We start from the raw sequence: 20,273 nt of genomic DNA, 5'->3' as shown, positions 1-20,273 counted from the left end.
ATGAACGTTCACATCAAGAACACAGTCACCCGCGCATCCGCTCTCTCGCGCCGCTCGCTTCTGAAGGCGGGAGCGGGACTCGCGATCGGCGTTTATATCGCCAGGAGCGGCAAGGCCTTTGCGCAAGCGCCAGCCGCAGCACAGGTCAACATCACGCCGAATACGTTCCTGATCATCAAGCCCGACGACACGGTCACGGTGCTTTGCAAGCATATCGAGTTCGGGCAGGGACCTTTCACCGGCATGGCGACGCTGGTCGCCGAGGAATTGGACGCAGACTGGTCGCAGATGCGCGCCGATCACGCGCCGTCCAATCCGGTTCTCTACAAGAACCTGCTGTTCGGCGTGCAAGGCACCGGTGGCTCAAGCGCCATCGCCAATTCCTACGAGCAGATGCGCAAGGTCGGCGCGGCAGCGCGCGAAATGCTGGTGGCTGCGGCCGCCAAGGAATGGAACGTGCCCGCCGCCGAGATCACGGTCGAGAATGGCGTGATCAAGCATCCGTCGGGCAAGCAAGGCCGGTTCGGCGCGTTTGCCGAGAAGGCGAACCAGATGCCGGTGCCGGCCGATCCGAAACTGAAGGACCCGTCGCAGTTCAAATTCATCGGCAAGGAAGGCGCGACCAAACGCCTCGACAGCGCCGAGAAGTCGAACGGCACGGCAGTGTTCACGCTCGATATCAACGAGCCGGACATGCTGACTGCGGTTATCGCGCGTCCTCCGCAGTTTGGCGCGACGGTTGCGTCGTTCGACGCGACGGCGGCGAAAGCCGTGTCCGGCGTCGTCGATGTGAAGCAGGTGCCGACTGGTGTTGCGGTTTATGCCAAGGGCTTCTGGCCGGCCAAGACGGCGCGCGATCTTCTGAAGATCACATGGGACGACAGCAAGGCCGAGAAGCGCGGCACGCAGCAACTGCTGACCGAGTTTCGCGATCTGTCGAAGACGCCGGGCAAGACCGTGAAGACGGAGGGTGATTTCGAAGCCGAAGCCGCCAAGCCGGGCGGCCGCGTCATCGAAGCCGAATTCGTGTTTCCATATCTGGCCCACGCGCCGATGGAGCCGCTGAATGCGTTCATTCACTGGCAGGGCGATACGGTGACGTCGCGCTATGGCAGCCAATTCCCGACGCCGGATCACGCAACTATCGCGAAGATTCTTGGCGTGCCGATGGAGAAGGTCTCGCTCAAGACCATTCTTGCGGGCGGCAGTTTCGGGCGGCGGGCGCAGCAGACGGTGCATGTCGCGGCTGAACTCGCGGAGGTGGCAAAGGCCATCGGTCCTGGCAAGCCGATCAAGCTGGTCTGGACCCGCGAAGACGATATGCGCGGCGGATATTATCGTCCGTTCAGCGTGCATCGCATGCGCGGCGTGGTGCGCGACGGGAAGATCCAGGCATGGAGCGACACCATCGTCGGCCAGTCCATTATGAAGGGATCGCCGTTCGAGGCGATGACCTTCAAGGATGGCCTCGACTCGACGGCCTATGAAGGCTCGAACGAAATCCCGTACGAGGTCGCCAACTTCAAATGCGACCTGCACCAGATCGATGTGGGCGTGCCGGTGCTGTGGTGGCGTTCGGTCGGGCACACCCACACAGGTTACGCGGTCGAAGCCTTCGTCGACGAGTTGCTCGAGGCGGCAGGTAAGGATCCCGTCGAGGGACGGCTTGAACTGATGAGCAAGAAGCCGCGCCATGCCGGCGTGCTTCGTGCGGTCGCGGAGCTGGCGGACTGGAAGAATGCGAAGCTTGAGCCCGGCCGCGCGCGCGGCGTCGCGGTGGTTGAGAGCTTCAATACCTTTGTCGCGCAGATCGTGGAACTGTCGATGGAAGCGGAAGGTCCGAAGGTCCACAAGGTCTGGTGCGCGGTGGACTGCGGCGTCGCCGTCAATCCGGACATCATCCGCGCGCAGATGGAAGGCGGCATCGGGTTCGGTCTCGGTCATATCCTCTATGCCGACGTGCCGATGGAAGATGGCCGCGTGGTGCCGGGCAATTTCGATGCCTACCGGTCGCTTCGCATCAACGAGATGCCTGCGATCGAGGTCACCATCATCAAGTCGAACGAGAAGCCGAGCGGCGTCGGTGAACCCGGCGTGCCGCCGATCGGTCCTGCGGTCGCCAACGCCATGGCGAAACTTGGTCAAACCCGTCCCCGGCAGTTGCCGATCGTACCGGGAGCATCGGCATGAAGTTGCTCAGGCAAGGAGTCCTTAGACAAGGAGTTTTGGCGCTTGGAGCGGGCGCCTTCGCCGTGACGTTACTTGCATTCGCGGGACCCGCATTTCGCGGCGAGGCGGATGCGGCGATGGAGCCGCCGGTCAATCCGGTCAAGCTGAAACCGGTGTCGGCGTTTGGCGATATCAAGAACCCGAACGAGCGCGCGGTCGCGCTGTTCGAGGAGGCCGGCAAGGTCATCATGTCGCCGCGCTGTATGAACTGTCACCCTGCGACGGAGCGCCCGACGCAGACCGACAAGATGAGACCGCATCAGCCGCTGGTGGTGCGCGGGGAAGGCGGCATGGGCGCGGCGGGGGGGCTCGCCTGCAACACCTGTCACCACGAAACCAACTTCGATCCCGCCGGTGTACCGGGTCATCCGCAGTGGCATCTCGCCCCGCTGGAGATGGCATGGCAGGGCAAATCGCTCGGCCAGATCTGCGAGCAGATCAAGGATCCGAAGCGCAACGACGGCAAGGACATGGCCGCGCTTGTGAAGCATATGGCCGAGGACAGTCTGGTCGGCTGGGCCTGGGCACCCGGTGCCAATCGCACCCCGGCACCCGGAACCCAGAAGGAATTCGGCGATCTCATCAAGGCCTGGGCCGCGGCAGGTGGCGCATGTCCGAAAATAGTAGGGAACACAAGAGGTTGAGGTTCAGTCCGCCTGCCGCTATGCTTTGAGGGTGCCTGAAGCAGAGGCAGGCGGACAGCTTCTGGCCCGAAAAATGCTTATGGAACTCAGAATCCCCTTGGCAACGCGTTCCTGACCCGTTAAACATTCCTTTCCGGGCGTGCTGGCTATCGCTGGCGCGTCCGTGCTCGTTTTCCGAAAATCAAACCAATAGGAGTCCATTCCTCGTCGATCATTCCGCATGGATTGCTCACAGGAACGGAAAGCCTTTGTTTTGAAAGAAGAAAATGGGCAGGGGCTATCTCTGGTGTCAAACCCGGGGAACGCTCCGATCCTGTCCAAGACTGCAGGTGCCTTGCCTGATCCCTCGTGGAAACGGCTTCGCTTAATCTCCTGCACAGACGGGTGAAAACCGGATTTCGTGACCCACCTCCGATTCGGCGGTGGCTGCGGGTTTGGTTCGAACCTCGACACCTCGTTCCAGTGAGCCGCAAGGCAGACCAGGGCGAGAGGGCAGGCTTCCAAAATGTCGTCGTGCCCGACGTGTTGAGAGATGAAATGTCTCGAGGCCAGCGGGCAGGACGATCGGTGCAACCCGGCGGTTCTGTCTCAAGCGGACCGCCAACCGGAAAGAGCTTGCTGTGGAACGAGCGGCAAAAAAAGAGGCGGTCGAAACGCTGAACGAGGTCTTCAAGACCACGGGCGTTGCGGTCGTTGCTCATTATTCCGGCCTGACCGTTGCCCAGATGCAGACTCTGCGGACGCAGATGAAGCAGGCTGGCGCCTCGGTAAAGGTCTCGAAGAACCGTCTCGCCAAAATTGCTCTTGAGGGCACGGATGTTGTTTCCATCGGCTCCCTGTTGAAGGGGCCGACCGTGATCGCGACTTCAAACGATCCGGTAGCAGCACCGAAGGTTGCCATCGAATTCGCCAAGGCGAACGAAAAGTTCGTCATCCTTGGCGGCGCGATGGGAACGACTGTCCTGAATCCCGACGCTGTGAAGGCGCTTGCCTCCCTGCCGTCGCTTGATGAACTGCGCGCGAAAATCCTCGGCCTCCTTGTGGCGCCGGCGACCAAGATCGCTCAGCTCTCCACCGCGCCTGCTGCGAAGCTGGCCCGCGTGGTTCAGGCCTATGCCTCGAAGGGTGAAGCGGCGTGACGCCATTCTCCATCTCAACTGGTTCGAACTGATACGCTGAAGGAAAGTTAAAATGGCTGATTTGCAAAAGATCGTGGACGACCTCTCGAGCCTCACGGTTCTCGAGGCTGCTGAACTCGCGAAGCTTCTCGAAGAGAAGTGGGGCGTTTCGGCTGCTGCCGCTGTTGCGGTGGCTGCTCCTGCCGCTGGCGGCGGCGGTGCTGCTGCCGCTGAAGAGAAGACCGAGTTCTCGGTTGTTCTCGCTTCGGCTGGCGACAAGAAGATCGAAGTCATCAAGGAAGTCCGCGCCATCACCGGCCTGGGCCTCAAGGAAGCCAAGGACCTCGTCGAAGGCGCACCGAAGCCCGTCAAGGACGGCGTTGCCAAGGACGAAGCCGAGAAGATCAAGGCTCAGCTCGAGAAGGCTGGCGCCAAGGTCGAACTCAAGTAAGTCGTTATGTTTCCCGGCCGGTTCTTCGGGACCGGCCGGACACTTTAATGTGCGACGGTTCGATGATTGACCCCTCGAATCGCCGCGAAGACCGCCTACATAGGCGGAGGCACGAAAGGACGGATCGCCCTTTGAAACCCGGATCGATTTCAAGGCGGGACGTTGGGAGACGAGATATTTCGGGCTTTAACAGGCCGTAGAGTTGTTTTGACGGGCAGAGCGCCACCAGCGCTCCGCGCGTCATTTTGCGTCTTGAGATTCGGAACGGGATCGCCCGCCGCCTGAAGCTCGGATGCCGTGACGCCGGGACAGTTGTCCGGGCGATTTGAAATTTAACCCGGATGCGGTGCCCATCGCACTCCGGAAGCGGCCGCCAGTCAAGGGCGGCAAAAATGAGAGGCCACGATGGCGCAGCAGACGTTCACCGGTCGCAAGCGAGTTCGCAAGTTCTTCGGACACATCAAGGAAGTTGCCGAGATGCCGAACCTCATTGAGGTTCAGAAGGCGTCTTACGACCAGTTCCTGATGGTGGACGAACCTACCGGCGGGCGGCTTGACGAAGGCTTGCAGGCGGTTTTCCGCTCGGTGTTCCCGATCAACGATTTCTCGGGAACCTCGCAGCTCGAATTCGTCCGCTACGAGTTCGAACAGCCGAAATATGACGTTGATGAGTGCCGCCAGCGCGGCATGACGTTCGCTGCGCCGCTCAAGGTGACGCTGCGCCTCATCGTGTTCGATATTGACGAAGAAACCGGCGCCAAGTCTGTCAAGGACATCAAGGAGCAGGACGTCTACATGGGCGATATCCCGCTCATGACGATGAACGGCACCTTCGTCGTCAACGGCACCGAGCGCGTCATCGTCTCGCAGATGCATCGCTCGCCGGGCGTGTTCTTCGATCACGACAAGGGCAAGACCCATTCGTCGGGCAAGCTGCTGTTTGCCGCGCGCGTCATTCCGTACCGCGGTTCGTGGCTCGACATCGAGTTCGACGCCAAGGACATCGTGTTCGCGCGTATCGACCGTCGCCGCAAGATTCCGGTGACGTCGCTGATGTTCGCCCTCGGTCTCGACGGCGAGGAAATCCTGTCCACGTTCTACAAGAAGATCCAGTACAAGCGGATCAAGGACGGCTGGCGTGTGCCGTTCGTTGCCGACCGTTTCCGCGGCTATTCGACCATCAATGACCTGATCGACGCCGATAGCGGCAAGGTCGTGCTCGAAGCCGGCAAGAAGCTGACCGTGCGTTCCGCGCGCCAGCTCCAGGAAAAGGGCCTCAAGGCGCTGCGCCTGTCCGACGACGAACTCGTCGGCATGTATCTGGCCGAGGATCTGGTGAATCCGAAGACCGGCGAAATCCACGCCGAAGCGGGCGAGGAAATCACCGAGAAGCTGCTGAAGGCGCTGAACGAGCAGGGCTACAAGGAACTGCCGCTGCTCGACATCGACCATGTCAACATCGGTCCCTACATCCGCAACACGCTCGCCGCTGACAAGAACATGACGCGTGAAGACGCGCTGTTCGACATCTATCGCGTGATGCGTCCGGGTGAACCGCCGACGCTCGACTCCGCGCAGGCCATGTTCCAGTCGCTGTTCTTCGACTCGGAGCGCTACGACCTGTCGGCCGTCGGCCGCGTGAAGATGAACATGCGTCTCGAACTCGACGCGCCGGACACCATGCGCACCCTGCGCAAGGAAGACATCCTGGCCGTCATCAAGACGCTGGTCGACCTGCGCGACGGCAAGGGCGAAATCGACGACATCGATCACCTCGGCAACCGCCGCGTGCGTTCGGTCGGCGAGCTGATGGAGAACCAGTACCGCATCGGTTTGCTGCGCATGGAGCGCGCGATCAAGGAGCGCATGTCGTCGGTCGATATCGACACCGTCATGCCGCAGGACCTGATCAACGCGAAGCCTGCAGCTGCCGCCGTGCGCGAGTTCTTCGGCTCGTCGCAGCTCTCGCAGTTCATGGACCAGACCAACCCGCTGTCGGAAATCACCCACAAGCGCCGTCTCTCGGCGCTTGGACCGGGCGGTCTGACGCGCGAACGCGCGGGCTTCGAGGTCCGCGACGTGCATCCGACGCACTACGGCCGTATCTGCCCGATCGAGACGCCGGAAGGCCCGAACATCGGTCTGATCAACTCGCTCGCGACCTTCGCGCGCGTGAACAAGTACGGCTTCGTGGAAACGCCTTACCGCAAGGTCAAGGACGGCCGCGTGACCGACGACGTGGTCTATCTCTCCGCGATGGAAGAGGGCCGCTACCGCGTCGCTCAGGCGAACGTGCCGCTCGATAACAAGGGCCGCTTCACCGACGATCTGGTGATCTGCCGCCACGCCGGCGAAGTTCTGCAGATCACGCCGGACAAGGTCGACTACATGGACGTGTCGCCGAAGCAGCTCGTTTCGGTCGCCGCGGCGCTGATCCCGTTCCTCGAGAACGACGACGCCAACCGCGCGCTGATGGGCTCGAACATGCAACGTCAGGCCGTGCCTCTGGTGCGCGCCGAAGCGCCGTTCGTCGGCACCGGCATGGAAGGCGTCGTGGCCCGTGACTCGGGTGCTGCGATCGCCGCACGCCGCACCGGCGTGATCGACCAGATCGACGCGACGCGTATCGTTATCCGCGCGACGGAAGATCTCGACCCGACCAAGTCGGGCGTCGATATCTACCGTCTGATGAAGTACCAGCGCTCGAACCAGTCGACCTGCATCAACCAGCGTCCGCTGGTGAAGGTGGGCGACCAGGTGCGCAAGGGCGACATCATCGCTGACGGTCCGTCGACCGATCTCGGCGAACTCGCGCTCGGCCGCAACGTGCTCGTCGCGTTCATGCCGTGGAACGGCTACAACTTCGAAGATTCGATCCTGCTTTCCGAGCGGATCGTGAAGGACGACGTCTTCACCTCGATCCACATCGAGGAATTCGAAGTCATGGCCCGCGACACCAAGCTCGGTCCTGAGGAAATCACGCGCGACATTCCGAACGTCTCGGAAGAAGCGCTGAAGAACCTCGACGAAGCCGGCATCGTGTACATCGGCGCGGAAGTCCGCGCCGGCGACATCCTGTGCGGCAAGATCACCCCGAAGGGCGAAAGCCCGATGACGCCGGAAGAAAAGCTTCTGCGTGCCATCTTCGGTGAAAAGGCCTCCGACGTTCGCGATACCTCGCTGCGCGTGCCTCCGGGCGTGCAGGGCACGATCGTGGAAGTCCGCGTGTTCAACCGCCACGGCGTCGACAAGGACGAACGTGCGCTGGCGATCGAGCGGGAAGAGATCGAGCGTCTTGCCAAGGACCGCGACGACGAACAGGCGATTCTCGACCGTAACGTTTTCGGCCGCCTCGCTGACCTGCTTGAAAACCGCCAGGGCATTGCTGGCCCGAAGGGCTTCAAGAAGGACACCAAGATCACCCGTGCGGTGCTCGAGGAGTATCCGAAGTCGCAGTGGTGGCAGTTCGCCTCGCCGAACGACAAGCTGATGGCTGAAATCGAAGCCATGCGGAAGCAGTACGACGAATCGAAGAAGGGCCTTGAACAGCGCTTCCTCGACAAGGTCGAGAAGCTTCAGCGTGGCGACGAATTGCCGCCCGGCGTGATGAAGATGGTCAAGGTCTTCGTCGCGGTGAAGCGCAAGATTCAGCCCGGCGACAAGATGGCGGGACGTCACGGCAACAAGGGCGTGGTGTCGAAGATCGTGCCGATCGAAGACATGCCGTTCCTTGAAGACGGAACGCATGCCGACATCGTGCTCAATCCGCTCGGCGTGCCTTCGCGCATGAACGTCGGCCAGATTCTCGAAACGCATCTTGGCTGGGCCTGTGCGGGCCTCGGCAAGCGGATCGGGCAGGCTGCGGAGGCCTACTGGTCGAAGCAGGATCTCAAGCCGCTCAAGGAGACCCTGAAGAAGGTCTACGGCGACGACGAGACCATCAAGTCGCTGAACGACTCCGAACTGCTCGAACTGGCGCGTAACCTCAAGCCCGGCGTGCCGATCGCGACGCCGGTGTTCGATGGCGCCAAGGAGAAGGACATCGAGGACATGCTCGAGCTCGCCGGGATGAATAAGTCCGGCCAGTCGGTCGTGTACGATGGACGCACCGGCGACCAGTTCGATCGCAACGTGACGGTGGGCTACATCTATATGCTCAAGCTGCACCATCTCGTGGACGACAAGATCCACGCGCGTTCGATCGGTCCTTACTCGCTCGTGACCCAGCAGCCGCTGGGTGGCAAGGCGCAGTTCGGCGGCCAGCGTTTCGGCGAAATGGAAGTGTGGGCGCTCGAGGCTTACGGCGCGGCGTACACGCTCCAGGAAATGCTGACCGTGAAGTCGGACGACGTGGCCGGCCGTACCAAGGTGTACGAGGCCATCGTGCGCGGCGACGACACGTTCGAAGCGGGTATCCCGGAATCGTTCAACGTGCTCGTCAAGGAAATGCGCTCGCTCGGCCTCAACGTCGACCTGCACAATTCCAAGCTGGGTCCGACGCCGACGTCCGAAGCGGCCGAGTAATCAAGATTTCATGCCCGGCTCATGCAGCCGGGCATCCGCGCCTTGTCTGAACGTCGGGCAGGGCGCGAGACGACTGACAAGTTTCGAATTTGCTGCCGATGACGATCGGCACGCGAGGAGAAGACGATGAACCAAGAAATTATGAATCTCTTCAATCCGACGACTCCGGCCCAGGTCTTCGACCAGATCCGGATTTCGATCGCATCGCCTGAGAAGATTCTGTCGTGGTCCTACGGCGAGATCAAGAAGCCGGAAACCATCAACTACCGCACGTTCAAGCCCGAGCGTGACGGCCTGTTCTGCGCGCGCATCTTCGGGCCGATCAAGGACTATGAGTGTCTTTGCGGCAAGTACAAGCGCATGAAGTACAAGGGCATCATCTGCGAGAAGTGCTCGGTCGAAGTGACGCTGTCACGCGTCCGACGCGAGCGTATGGGTCACATCGAGCTGGCTGCTCCGGTTGCGCACATCTGGTTCCTGAAGTCGCTGCCGTCGCGCATCGGCCAGTTGCTCGATATGACGCTGAAAGACCTCGAGCGCATTCTGTACTTCGAATACTACGTCGTTCTCGAGCCGGGTCTGACCGCGCTCAAGGACCGTCAGCTGCTGTCTGAAGAAGAATATCTCCGTGCTCAGGACGAGTACGGCCAGGACAGCTTCACCGCCATGATCGGCGCGGAAGCGATCCGCGAACTGCTGAAGGGTCTCGAGCTTGAGAAGCTCGATGGCCAGCTTCGCGCGGAGATGGCCGAGACCGAGTCCGACATCAAGCACAAGAAGCTCGCCAAGCGCCTGAAGATCGTCGAAGCCTTCCGCGTGTCCGGCAACAAGCCGGAGTGGATGATCATGACGGTGGTGCCGGTGATTCCGCCGGACCTGCGTCCGCTGGTGCCGCTCGATGGCGGCCGCTTCGCGACCTCCGACCTGAACGACCTGTATCGCCGCGTCATCAACCGCAACAACCGCCTGAAGCGGCTGATGGAGCTGCGCGCGCCGGACATCATCATCCGCAACGAAAAGCGCATGTTGCAGGAAGCCGTCGACGCACTGTTCGACAACGGCCGCCGCGGCCGCGTCATCACCGGCGCCAACAAGCGTCCGCTGAAGTCGCTCGCCGACATGCTCAAGGGCAAGCAGGGCCGCTTCCGTCAGAACCTGCTCGGCAAGCGTGTCGACTACTCCGGCCGTTCGGTCATCGTGGTCGGTCCGGAACTGCGCCTGCATCAGTGCGGCCTGCCGAAGAAGATGGCGCTCGAGCTGTTCAAGCCGTTCATCTACTCGCGGCTCGACGCCAAGGGCCTGTCGACCACCGTGAAGCAGGCGAAGAAGCTCGTTGAAAAAGAGCGTCCCGAGGTCTGGGATATTCTCGACGAGGTTATTCGCGAGCATCCGGTGCTGCTGAACCGCGCTCCGACGCTGCATCGTCTCGGCATTCAGGCGTTCGAGCCTGTGCTGATCGAAGGCAAGGCGATCCAGCTTCATCCGCTGGTTTGCGCCGCTTTCAACGCTGACTTCGACGGCGACCAGATGGCCGTGCACGTCCCGCTGTCGCTCGAAGCGCAGCTGGAAGCGCGCGTGCTGATGATGTCGACCAACAACATCCTGCATCCGGCGAACGGCCAGCCGATCATCGTGCCGTCGCAGGACATCGTGCTCGGCCTGTACTACCTCTCGATCATGCGTGAGGGCCTGCAGGGCGAGGGCAAGGTCTACCGCGACATGGCGGAGATCGAGCACGCGCTGTTCTCGAAGGTCATCCACCTGCACACCAAGATCAAGTACCGGTGGACCGGGGTCGACGAGGAAGGCAAGACGATCTCGAAGATCTACGACACCACCGCCGGCCGCGTCATGCTCGGGCAGGTTTTGCCGAAGCACGGCAAGGTGCCCTTCGACACCATCAACAAGCTGATGACGAAGCGCGAAATCTCCGGCGTGATCGATCAGGTGTACCGTCACTGCGGTCAGAAGGAGACGGTGATCTTCTGCGACCGCATCATGGCGCTCGGCTTCTACAACGCCTTCAAGGCGGGCATCTCGTTCGGCAAGGACGACATGGTCGTGCCGCACGGCAAGTGGAAGATCGTCGACGACACCCGCACGATGGCGAAGGACTTCGAGCAGCAGTACAACGACGGCCTGATTACTCAGGGCGAGAAGTACAACAAGGTGGTCGACGCCTGGGCGAAAGCCTCGGAGAAGATCGCCGAGCAGATGATGAAGGAAATTTCGTCCGTCAAGAAGAACGCGAAGGGCGAAGATTCCCAGATCAACTCGATCTACATGATGGCTCACTCGGGCGCGCGCGGTTCGCCGGCCCAGATGCGTCAGCTCGCCGGCATGCGCGGCCTGATGGCCAAGCCGGACGGCTCGATCATCGAAACGCCGATCGTGTCGAACTTCAAGGAAGGCCTCACGGTTATGGAGTACTTCAACTCCACCCACGGCGCCCGTAAGGGCCTCGCGGATACGGCGTTGAAGACCGCGAACTCCGGCTATCTCACCCGTCGTCTGGTGGACGTGGCGCAGGACTGCATCATCACGCAGGACGATTGCGGCACCAAGCTCGGCATCAAAATGCGCGCCATCATCGACGCGGGCACGGTCGTGGCCTCGCTGGCGTCGCGTATTCTCGGCCGCACCGCGGGCGAGGATCTGCGCGATCCGGCGACCAACAAGGTCGTCGTCAAGCGCGGCACGCTGATGGAGGAGACTCACGTCGACGCCATCCAGCAGGCTGGCATCCAGGAAGTGAAGATCCGCTCGGCGCTGACCTGCGAACTGGTCAACGGCATCTGCGGCAAATGCTACGGGCGCGATCTCGCCCGCGGTACGCCGGTCAACCACGGCGAGGCTGTCGGCGTCATCGCCGCGCAGTCCATTGGTGAACCCGGCACGCAGCTCACCATGCGCACGTTCCACATCGGCGGTGCGGCGCAGATCAACGAGCAGTCGTTCATCGAGTCGAACTTCGACGGCAAGATCGTCATCAAGAACAAGGCGATCGCGACCAACAGCGAAGGCTTCAATGTTGCAATGGTCCGCAACATGGTCGTCGCCGTGGTCGATCCGGACGGCACCGAGCGTGCGACGCATCGCATCCAGTACGGCGCGCGCATGCGCGTCGAAGAGGGCGATATGATCAAGCGCGGCCAGCGCATCGCGGAGTGGGATCCGTATTCACGCCCCATTCTGACCGAAGTCGAAGGCACGATCGGATTCGAGGATCTGGTCGAAGGCCAGTCGATCTCGGAAACGCTCGACGAATCCACGGGTATCGCAAAGCGCGTGGTTATCGACTGGCGCACGACCGGCCGTGGCGCGGACCTTCGTCCCGCCATCGTGGTCAAGGGCAAGGATGGCAAGGTGCTGAAGCTGGCACGCGGCGGTGACGCCCGTTACATGCTCTCGGTGGATGGCATTCTGTCGGTTGACGTGGGTGCCAAGGTCAAGGCGGGCGACATTCTTGCCCGTGTTTCGACGGAAAGCGCCAAGACCCGCGACATCACCGGCGGTCTGCCGCGCGTCGCGGAACTGTTCGAAGCCCGTAAGCCGAAGGATGCCGCGATCATCGCGGAAATCGCCGGCACGATCCGCTTCGGCCGCGACTACAAGAACAAGCGCCGCATTTCGATCGAGCCTGTCGACAAGAACGAGGAGACCCGCGAGTACCTCATTCCGAAGGGCAAGCACATCCATCTGCAGGACGGCGACATCGTCGAAAAGGGCGATTTCATCGTCGAAGGCAATCCGGCGCCGCACGACATCCTGGCGATCAAGGGCATCGAGGAACTCGCTGCCTATCTGGTCAACGAAATCCAGGAAGTTTACCGGCTCCAGGGCGTGCTCATCAACGACAAGCACATCGAAGTGATTGTCCGTCAGATGCTGCAGAAGGTCGAGATCACCGATCAGGGCGAGACCGACATGATCTCGGGCGAGCAGGTCGACAAGATCGAGTTCGACGCGCTCAACGCCAAGGCGAAGGAAGAGGGCAAGAAGCCCGCGACCGGTACCCCGGTGCTGCTCGGCATCACCAAGGCCAGCCTGCAGACGCGGTCGTTCTTCTCGGCGGCGTCGTTCCAGGAGACCACGCGCGTGCTCACCGAAGCTGCCGTCAACGGCAAGGTGGACCCGCTGGAAGGCCTCAAGGAGAACGTCATTGTCGGCCGCCTGATCCCGGCCGGTACCGGCGCCTCGATGGCGAAGATCCGCGAAGTCGCAGCCAAGCGCGACAAGCTGATCCTCGACGAACGCGAGAAGCAGGCGGCGATCACCCCGGCTGCTCCGGAAGCGGAACCGCTGGCTCTGCCGCCGGCGGAGTAATTCCGCAGCAAATGACATATGTCATATGATGAAAAGGCCGCCCCGAAAGGGCGGCCTTTTTGTTACGGTGGCGGACTTTTCAGCGGCCCCCCGTGTTTACGCTTATGTGATCCTCCTCACACAGGCGGCGGGAACACCATGTTATTTTTATAGTTCTTTATTTGGCGCCTTACGCCTGATCCCATTGCGAGGCCTGTTTTGCAGCAGCCTGACCGTCTGATTGCGGCGATTGAAGCTATCTATGCGTCCGCGGTGGATCCATCGCGATGGCCGTCAACGCTCGAGATCGTCACGAAATGCTTCGACGATGTCGGGGCGATCCTTATTTACGGCCGCGACGACGGCAGTTTTGGCGTCATCGAATCTCCATCGCTAAGGGAAGTGTGCGCCGAATACGCCCAGAGCTGGAGCGACCGCGACATCCGGGCCATCCGGGCGCGCGAACGCGGCTATTTCTTCAAGCGGGATATCATTACGGATCGTGATCTTCTGACGCCTGAGGAAATGGAGACCGACCCGTTCTACAACGATTTGCTGCGGCGGCATGGCCTCAAATATTTCGCGGCGGCGACCGTCTCCCCGGACCCGCATATTGAAGTCGCGTTGAGCGTGCAGCGTGCGATCGGCCGACCGGAATATTCGGAAGACGAGTTGCAGATTCTGGAGCGGCTTGCTCCGCATGTCGAAACATCGCTGCGTCTGAGCATCCACCTGATGGACGCCCAGTCCGTCAACGCAGGCATGGGCATCGCGATGGCCCGGATCGGAATCGGCGTGTTCGCGCTGGATGCGATGGGCCGTGTGGTGTCCTCCAATGCGGCCGCCCAGGCGCTTCTCGGCGATGGATTGAATATCGTGAACGATCGCCTGGTGATTTCAAATCCCGCCGCGAGCGGGGAGGCGGTGACCGCGATCCGGAATGCCCTCGATGGCAACCGGATTATCCTGTCCCAGGAAACCAAACCGATCCTTGTGCATAGGCAGAACGCCAACCGACCGTTGGCGCTGTATGTGCTGCTGACCGGCCCCCACTGAGTGGTCCGATCGGAATGTTAGTTTAGGGATTGCATTTTGACTACCTCCTTTGGTGCTGGCCAGACGATGGCTTCGGGTGCCGGTGGTCGATATCCAAGCGATGAGTGTGGACGCACCGTGTTGTAGTGACGTCGCCAGTTTTCGATCACGATCTGGGCCTCCTTCAATGTGTAGAAGATTTCGCCGTTGAGCAGTTCATCGCGCAGCTTGCCGTTGAAGCTCTCGCAATAGCCATTCTCCCACGGACTGCCCGGCTCGATGTAAGCAGTCCTGGCTCCGACGGTGGCGATCCAATCCCGCAGCGCCTCGGCGACGAACTCAGGGCCATTGTCCGAACGTATGTGCGCAGGGATGCCCCGCGAGACGAACAGCTCGCAGAGCGCTTCGATGACGTCAGTTGCTTTGAGCTTCCGCGCGACACGGATGGCCAGGCTCTCACGGCTGAACTCGTCGATGATGCACAACATCCGGAACGCCTTGCCGTCGTGGGTGCGGTCGGCGACGAAGTCATAGGACCAGACATGGTTGGGTCGCTCCGGCCGCAGACGGATGCATGAGCCGTCGTTGAACCAGAGACGCCCGCGTTTAGGTTGTTTTAGGGGGACCTTCAGCCCCTCGCATCGCCAGATCCGCTCAACACGCTTCTTGTTCACCATCCAGCCGGCTCTGCGAAGCAACGCCGTAATTCGGCGATATCCGTAGCGGCCATATTGGCGGGCAAGCTCGATGATGTCGGCAGTCAAAGCCGCCTCGTCATCGGGTGTCGTTGGAGTCTTGCGCTGCGTCGATCGGTGTTGACCCAAAGCCCGGCACGCCCGTCTCTCGGAGATGCCAAGCTCGGCTGTTACATGATCGACGCAAGCACGGCGTCGGGAGGGGCTTAGAAGTTTCCCTTTGCGGCCTCCGCCAGGATCAGCTTGTCCAGCGTCAGATCCGACACCGCTCGCCGGAGACGATTGTTCTCAGTCTCCAGCTCTTTGAGTCGCTTCACCTGATCGCCCTTCAGGCCACCGTACTCGTTTCGCCATCGATAGTACGTTACTTCCGTCACGCCTATCGCTCGGACTGCGTCTGCTACCTGCCGGCCCTGTGCCATCAGCACATCAACCTGCCGCAGCTTCGCAACGATCTCTTCAGCCGTATGCCTCTTCCTTGCCATTGATCTTATCCTCCATCCGAAAATCATACTTCAGGGAGGACCACTTCAAAGGGGGCAGATCACGGTTCTGAAGCGGGTCTTTTCCAAGGTCGGCGTGTCGCGCCAGAGCGAGCTTGCGGCGATGATGGCGCGGCTGGTCATCAAATAGAGTAGGGACCCATCCCTCGACCTGATGTTTATCCTGAACAATACCTCTTACGGCTTTGACCCATTTGGGGGATGTATCGTCCCGTGACCGTCTTACTGTATGGCTATTATGTGACCAACGAAGATGCGCATGCGATTAGGGCAGGGCTATAGAAACTGGCGATAGTTTGAAGCCATAGGACATGATCGCCTTGCGGTGATTATTTTGATGTTCGTGGCTCGGAATACTGAGGAACACCTCCACGGGCCGGCGCGAGCCGGCCTATTTCTTTTCCGGCATGAGGTTACGCCACCCCGCGAGCCCCCTCCCGGGCGGGTGCTGCCGGTGCCGCGGATGCCAGCGCTCTGGCTGCCCTCGCTCCCCGCCAGGCCGATCAAAACCGCAAAAACGCTGTTCTTTTAGGCACCTTCAGCCTTTTTCGCGTCGGATCGCGCTTTGTTCATCTTCCCTTCAGATGAAAAACGCATTTGTTTAAGATGAGTTAGACCGGCTTAAACCCGAACGGGTGCCCGGCAGGGGGCGAAGGACGACATGCTCGATCTTGCGATTGTAGGCGGTGGGCCGGGTGGCCTGATGAGCGCCTGGTACCTCAAGAAGAAACTTGGGGCGCTTTGCCGCGTCACGATCTACGAGGCGTCCGACCGCGTCGGCGGTAAGATCCTGACCAAGCAATTCGACACCGCGCCGGCGATGTACGAGGCGGGCGTCGCCGAGATCTATGACTACTCGATGACGGGTCCTGATCCGCTGCGGGAGCTGATCCAGCATTTCGGCCTGCAGACCATCCCGATGGACGCCGAGCAGGTGCAGCTTGACGGCGAATTGCTGGACGACGTGCCCGGCATGCGCCGCAAGTACGGCGCGCAGACCGCCAAGGCGATCGAGGATTTCCGCAAGCTCTGCGCCAAGATGGTGTCGCCCACCGAATACTATGAGGGCGTCGGCGCACACGACAACGAGCATCCCTGGGCCTACATGAGCGCCGAGGAACTGCTGGACCGCGAAGTCGCCGATCCGGTCGCCAAGCGCTTCCTGAAAGTGATGGCGCGGTCGGACATTGCCACCGAGCCGCACAACACCAACGGGCTCAACGCGCTGAAGAACTTCGTGATGGATGTGGACGGCTACATTGGCCTCTACTCGATCCAGAACGGCAACGAGCAGCTCATCCACAGCCTGCGAAGTGAAATCGAGGCCGACATCCAGTTGAACCATCGGGTTCTGAAGGTCGGCAAGGCGGATTCCGGGCGCTACGCCATCAACATGATGAACGGCAAGGGGCCGATCACCAAGGAGCACGATCTCGTCGTGATGTGCCTGCCGCATTCGTGGCTGACGACGATGAACTGGGACGGCGAATTGCTGCGCCATTCGATGATCAAGCACATCGCCTATTTCGATCGTCCGGCTCACTATCTGCGCGTCTCGATCCTGTTCGACGAGCCGTTCTGGGGCGACAAGGTTCCGGGCGCGTGGTGGATGTCCGAGGCTTTCGGCGGCTGCTGCGTTTACGTCGAAGGTGCGCGGCACGATGTCGGCCGCCACGGCGTGCTGAACTGGCTGATCCCGGGCTCCGATGCGCTGGCATTCGCCAATCTCAGCGACAAGGAGCTGATCGACGCGGCAATCAAGTCGCTGCCGAAATCCTTCGGCGACGCCCGCGCGCATTTCCTCGAAGGCAAGACTCATCGCTGGCTGTCGTCGGTGAACTGCATTCCGGGCGGATTGCCTGCGCGCGACGTGATGACCAATCACCATCCCGAGCCGACGGACCATCCTGGTTTGGTCGTGGTCGGCGACTATCTGTTCGACTCGACGCTGAACGGCCTGCTGGATTCCTCGGATGCCGCGACCGACATCATCCTGACGCAGATGATCAAGCTGCGTTATGAGCGCGGCGAGAGCGGCAACGTGCCGTCCGACAAGATCGATCGCGCCTATTTCGACAACTACCGCAACACCGGCCCTTACGGCGAGGTCTGGAACCAGTTTACCGATCCGGACTATCTGATGAACCTCATCAAGATCGTCTGGAACCGGGCCAAGGGCTACAAGCTGCTGGTTGCCGGTTCGGCGAGCGGCGAACTGGTCGGTGCGCTGCGCGAACGCGGCATCGATGCCTGGGGTATCGAGAACAACCGCTACATTCACGGCAAGACGCCGAAGGCGCTGCGCAAGTACAACAAGCTCGGTTCGCTTACCAAGCTGCCGTTCAAGGCCGAGGAGTTCGATTTCGTTTTCGAAACCAGCCTCTGTCATATCTCGCCCAAGCAGGTGACGCGCGCCGTCCGCGAACTCAATCGCGTGGTGAAGACTGGTTTCGTGTTCGGATCGATCACCAGCGACATGGCGCCGGCCCTGATCGACCGCTACGACCTGCTGCGCGGTGTCAAAAAACTGGGCACCTGGTGGGAATGGTCCGAATTGTTCTTCGGCAACGGTTTCGACCTGTCCATGCATCGCCGCGATACCACCGACGCGGTTTGGGACGCGACGCTCGCGGCGAACAAGGGGCCGGGCGACTGGTACGCCGACGCAGACAGCCTGCGTTATTCGTTCTTTGACAAGATTGCCGACGACGACTAATCGCTTAAGGGTGCACCGGCCATCCGGCCGCTGCGGCAAGTGATTGCGGCCGTTTGGCCGCGCAGCGACGGTTTTAGATGGCGACCACCCCGGATACCGACAAGGCAGGGTCGGGCAAGCCGCTCGACGACGAAGCTGCGCGCCTTGCCGCGACGGCTCAGGCCGACATGCCTCTGCCCCCGGAGCCGGACGACATCGACGACGATGATGACGACGATGAGGATCTCGTCGCGTTTACCGCGAGCGAGGCCGCGGGCGCGTTCGCGACCCTGTGGCGGTTCACCTGGCCGCATCTGCGCAACTACAAGACCTGGCTCAGCTTCGTCGCGATCGGCCTTTTCATCGAGACGTTGTTCAACGTCATCATGCCGCTCAGCCTGAAGTTCCTGATCGACGACGCGCTCGGCGAGGAAGATTTCCAGGCGCTCTACACTATTCTGGGCGTGCTGGCTGCCGCGGGCATCATCACCTCCATCGTCGCGGTGTGGTACGAGCGCTGGGACGCGCGGCTGGCGGCGGCGGTCATCTCCGATGTCCGCTCCCGGCTGTTCGAGCATGTCCAGAACCTGCCGGCGTCCTTCTTCGGACGCACCAAGCGCGGCGAGATCCTGTCGCGGTTTTCCGTCGACATGGCGGGCTACGAATCCTCGGTCAAGCATTTCGCCAACAGCGCGATGCTGCCGTTCCTCGAGCTGATCGCGGGCATCGGCCTGATGATCTGGCTGAACTGGCAGCTCGCCGCCGTGGCGCTCCTGATCTTTCCGATCACGTTGATCGGCCCACGCATCCTGACCCCGAAGGCCGTTCAGGCCAACTACGAGCAGAAGGTCAACGAGTCCGCGATCCTCGGTGTGGTGCAGGAAAACGTCGCAGCGCAAATGGTGGTGAAGGCGTTCGGCCTGCAACGCAAGGCGTTCGGCTGGTTCTCCTTCCGCAACAACGCGGCGCGCCGCTCGATGGCCGATGCGACCTTCCTGTCGACCATGGTTGAGCGCACCGTCACCGTATCGGTGCTGCTGCTGCACCTGATTGTGCTGGCGATCGGCGCTTATCTCGCAACCATCGGCAAGATTTCCATCGGGACGTTCGTCACCTTCGAGAGCGCGTTCTGGGAAATTTCCTATAACATCGCGCATTTGATGCACTTCATTCCCGTCGCGATTCAGGCGGCGGCGGCCGTGCGGCATATGGAAGAACTGCTCGACGAGCCGACGCGCGGCGCCGACCGGCCCGGCGCGCCCGATTTGCCGCGCATCACCGACAACATCAACTTCGACCGGGTCGTCTTCAAGTATGAAGGCAGCGACACCACGGTGCTCGACGGGCTCTCGCTCAAGATCGGCGCGGGGAAGAACATCGCCATTGTGGGACCGAGCGGCTCCGGCAAGAGCACACTGCTCAATCTGATCCTGCGCCTCTACGAGCCGAACGAGGGCAAGGTGACCATCGACGGCGTCGATATCCGCAGGGTGACGCGCGACTCGCTGCGCAGGAGCATGGCGGTGGTGTTCCAGGAGAACATGCTGTTCAACATGTCGCTCCGCGAGAACATCCGTCTCGGCAAGGATGGCGCGACCGATGCCGAGGTCGAGGATGCGGCGAAGAAGGCCGAAATTCATCGTTACATCATGACGCTGCCGCAGAAGTACGACACGGTGGTCGGCGAGCGCGGCGATACGCTGTCCGGCGGCCAGCGCCAGCGCATCGCGATTGCGCGCGCCATTGTCCGCAATCCGTCGGTGCTGCTGCTGGATGAAGCGACCTCGGCGCTGGACCAGACCACGGAGGCGGCGATCAACCGCACGCTGCTCAAGGTCGCCAAGGGCCGCACCATGATCTTCTCGACCCACCGCCTGACGTCGGTGGTCGACATGGACGAAATCATTGTCATCAGCAACGGCAAGGCCATCGAACGCGGTCCGCATGCCGAGCTGCTCAAGGCCAACGGCATGTACCGGAAGCTCTGGGATGACCAGCTTCATCAGTCGCATCATCCGGCAGAGGATGATGACGACGATGATGATGACGATGAGGATTGATCGGTAAGGCAGCC

10 protein-coding genes are annotated in these 20,273 nt (G+C 61.3%); 9 read left to right on the top strand and 1 reads right to left on the bottom strand.

Annotated features, from left to right (window positions below):
* From HMPREF9695_RS11780 to HMPREF9695_RS11750, 7 genes are all read left to right on the top strand, one after another.
* Entirely contained in the window at positions 1-2,190 is a 2,190-nt protein-coding gene (locus HMPREF9695_RS11780) for a xanthine dehydrogenase family protein molybdopterin-binding subunit (protein WP_006021083.1), read from the top strand.
* A complete protein-coding gene (locus HMPREF9695_RS11775) occupies positions 2,187-2,873 on the top strand; it encodes a hypothetical protein (RefSeq protein WP_006021082.1) in 687 nt (228 codons plus the stop codon). The genes HMPREF9695_RS11780 and HMPREF9695_RS11775 overlap by 4 nt, the downstream gene beginning before the upstream one ends.
* Positions 2,874-3,493: 620 nt before the next feature.
* Positions 3,494-4,012, top strand: coding sequence for a 50S ribosomal protein L10 (rplJ, locus tag HMPREF9695_RS11770; protein WP_006021081.1), 519 nt, complete (start codon positions 3,494-3,496; stop codon positions 4,010-4,012).
* A 52-nt stretch (positions 4,013-4,064) separates the two neighbouring features.
* Positions 4,065-4,442, top strand: a complete 378-nt coding sequence (rplL, locus tag HMPREF9695_RS11765; RefSeq protein ID WP_006021080.1) for a 50S ribosomal protein L7/L12 — start codon at positions 4,065-4,067, stop codon at positions 4,440-4,442.
* 405 nt (positions 4,443-4,847) lie between these two features.
* Positions 4,848-8,966: a DNA-directed RNA polymerase subunit beta gene (gene rpoB / locus HMPREF9695_RS11760; RefSeq protein WP_006021079.1), complete on the top strand. Its 4,119-nt coding sequence runs from the start codon at positions 4,848-4,850 to the stop codon at positions 8,964-8,966.
* A 126-nt stretch (positions 8,967-9,092) separates the two neighbouring features.
* Positions 9,093-13,292, top strand: a complete 4,200-nt coding sequence (gene rpoC, locus HMPREF9695_RS11755; RefSeq protein ID WP_006021078.1) for a DNA-directed RNA polymerase subunit beta' — start codon at positions 9,093-9,095, stop codon at positions 13,290-13,292.
* A gap of 198 nt (positions 13,293-13,490) precedes the next feature.
* Entirely contained in the window at positions 13,491-14,327 is an 837-nt protein-coding gene (locus HMPREF9695_RS11750) for a hypothetical protein (protein WP_006021077.1), read from the top strand.
* Positions 14,328-14,344: 17 nt separating this feature from the next.
* Here HMPREF9695_RS11750 and HMPREF9695_RS25750 read toward each other — a convergent pair.
* Positions 14,345-15,486, bottom strand: a protein-coding gene (locus HMPREF9695_RS25750) for an IS3 family transposase (protein WP_085947356.1) whose coding sequence is annotated in 2 segments (ribosomal slippage) — positions 14,345-15,222 and positions 15,222-15,486 — 1,143 coding nt in all. Because the reading frame shifts where the segments join, the coding sequence is not laid out codon by codon here.
* 679 nt (positions 15,487-16,165) lie between these two features.
* On the opposite strand from HMPREF9695_RS25750, the gene HMPREF9695_RS11735 reads away from it, so the two are divergent.
* Together HMPREF9695_RS11735 and HMPREF9695_RS11730 are read left to right on the top strand one after the other, a co-directional pair.
* Positions 16,166-18,220 carry an FAD-dependent oxidoreductase gene (locus tag HMPREF9695_RS11735; RefSeq protein WP_006021076.1) on the top strand — a complete coding sequence of 685 codons (2,055 nt, stop codon included), beginning with the start codon at positions 16,166-16,168 and terminating at the stop codon, positions 18,218-18,220.
* A 77-nt stretch (positions 18,221-18,297) separates the two neighbouring features.
* Positions 18,298-20,259 (top strand): ABC transporter ATP-binding protein, encoded by a 1,962-nt coding sequence (locus HMPREF9695_RS11730; protein ID WP_006021075.1) that lies wholly within the window; start codon positions 18,298-18,300, stop codon positions 20,257-20,259.
* Positions 20,260-20,273 lie beyond the last annotated feature (14 nt).

The organism is Afipia broomeae ATCC 49717, assembly GCF_000314675.2.
In the GTDB taxonomy this organism is placed as follows: domain Bacteria; phylum Pseudomonadota; class Alphaproteobacteria; order Rhizobiales; family Xanthobacteraceae; genus Afipia; species Afipia broomeae.
Note: the sequence above shows the minus strand (reverse complement) of the source record. Positions and strands in the feature narration are given on the sequence as shown.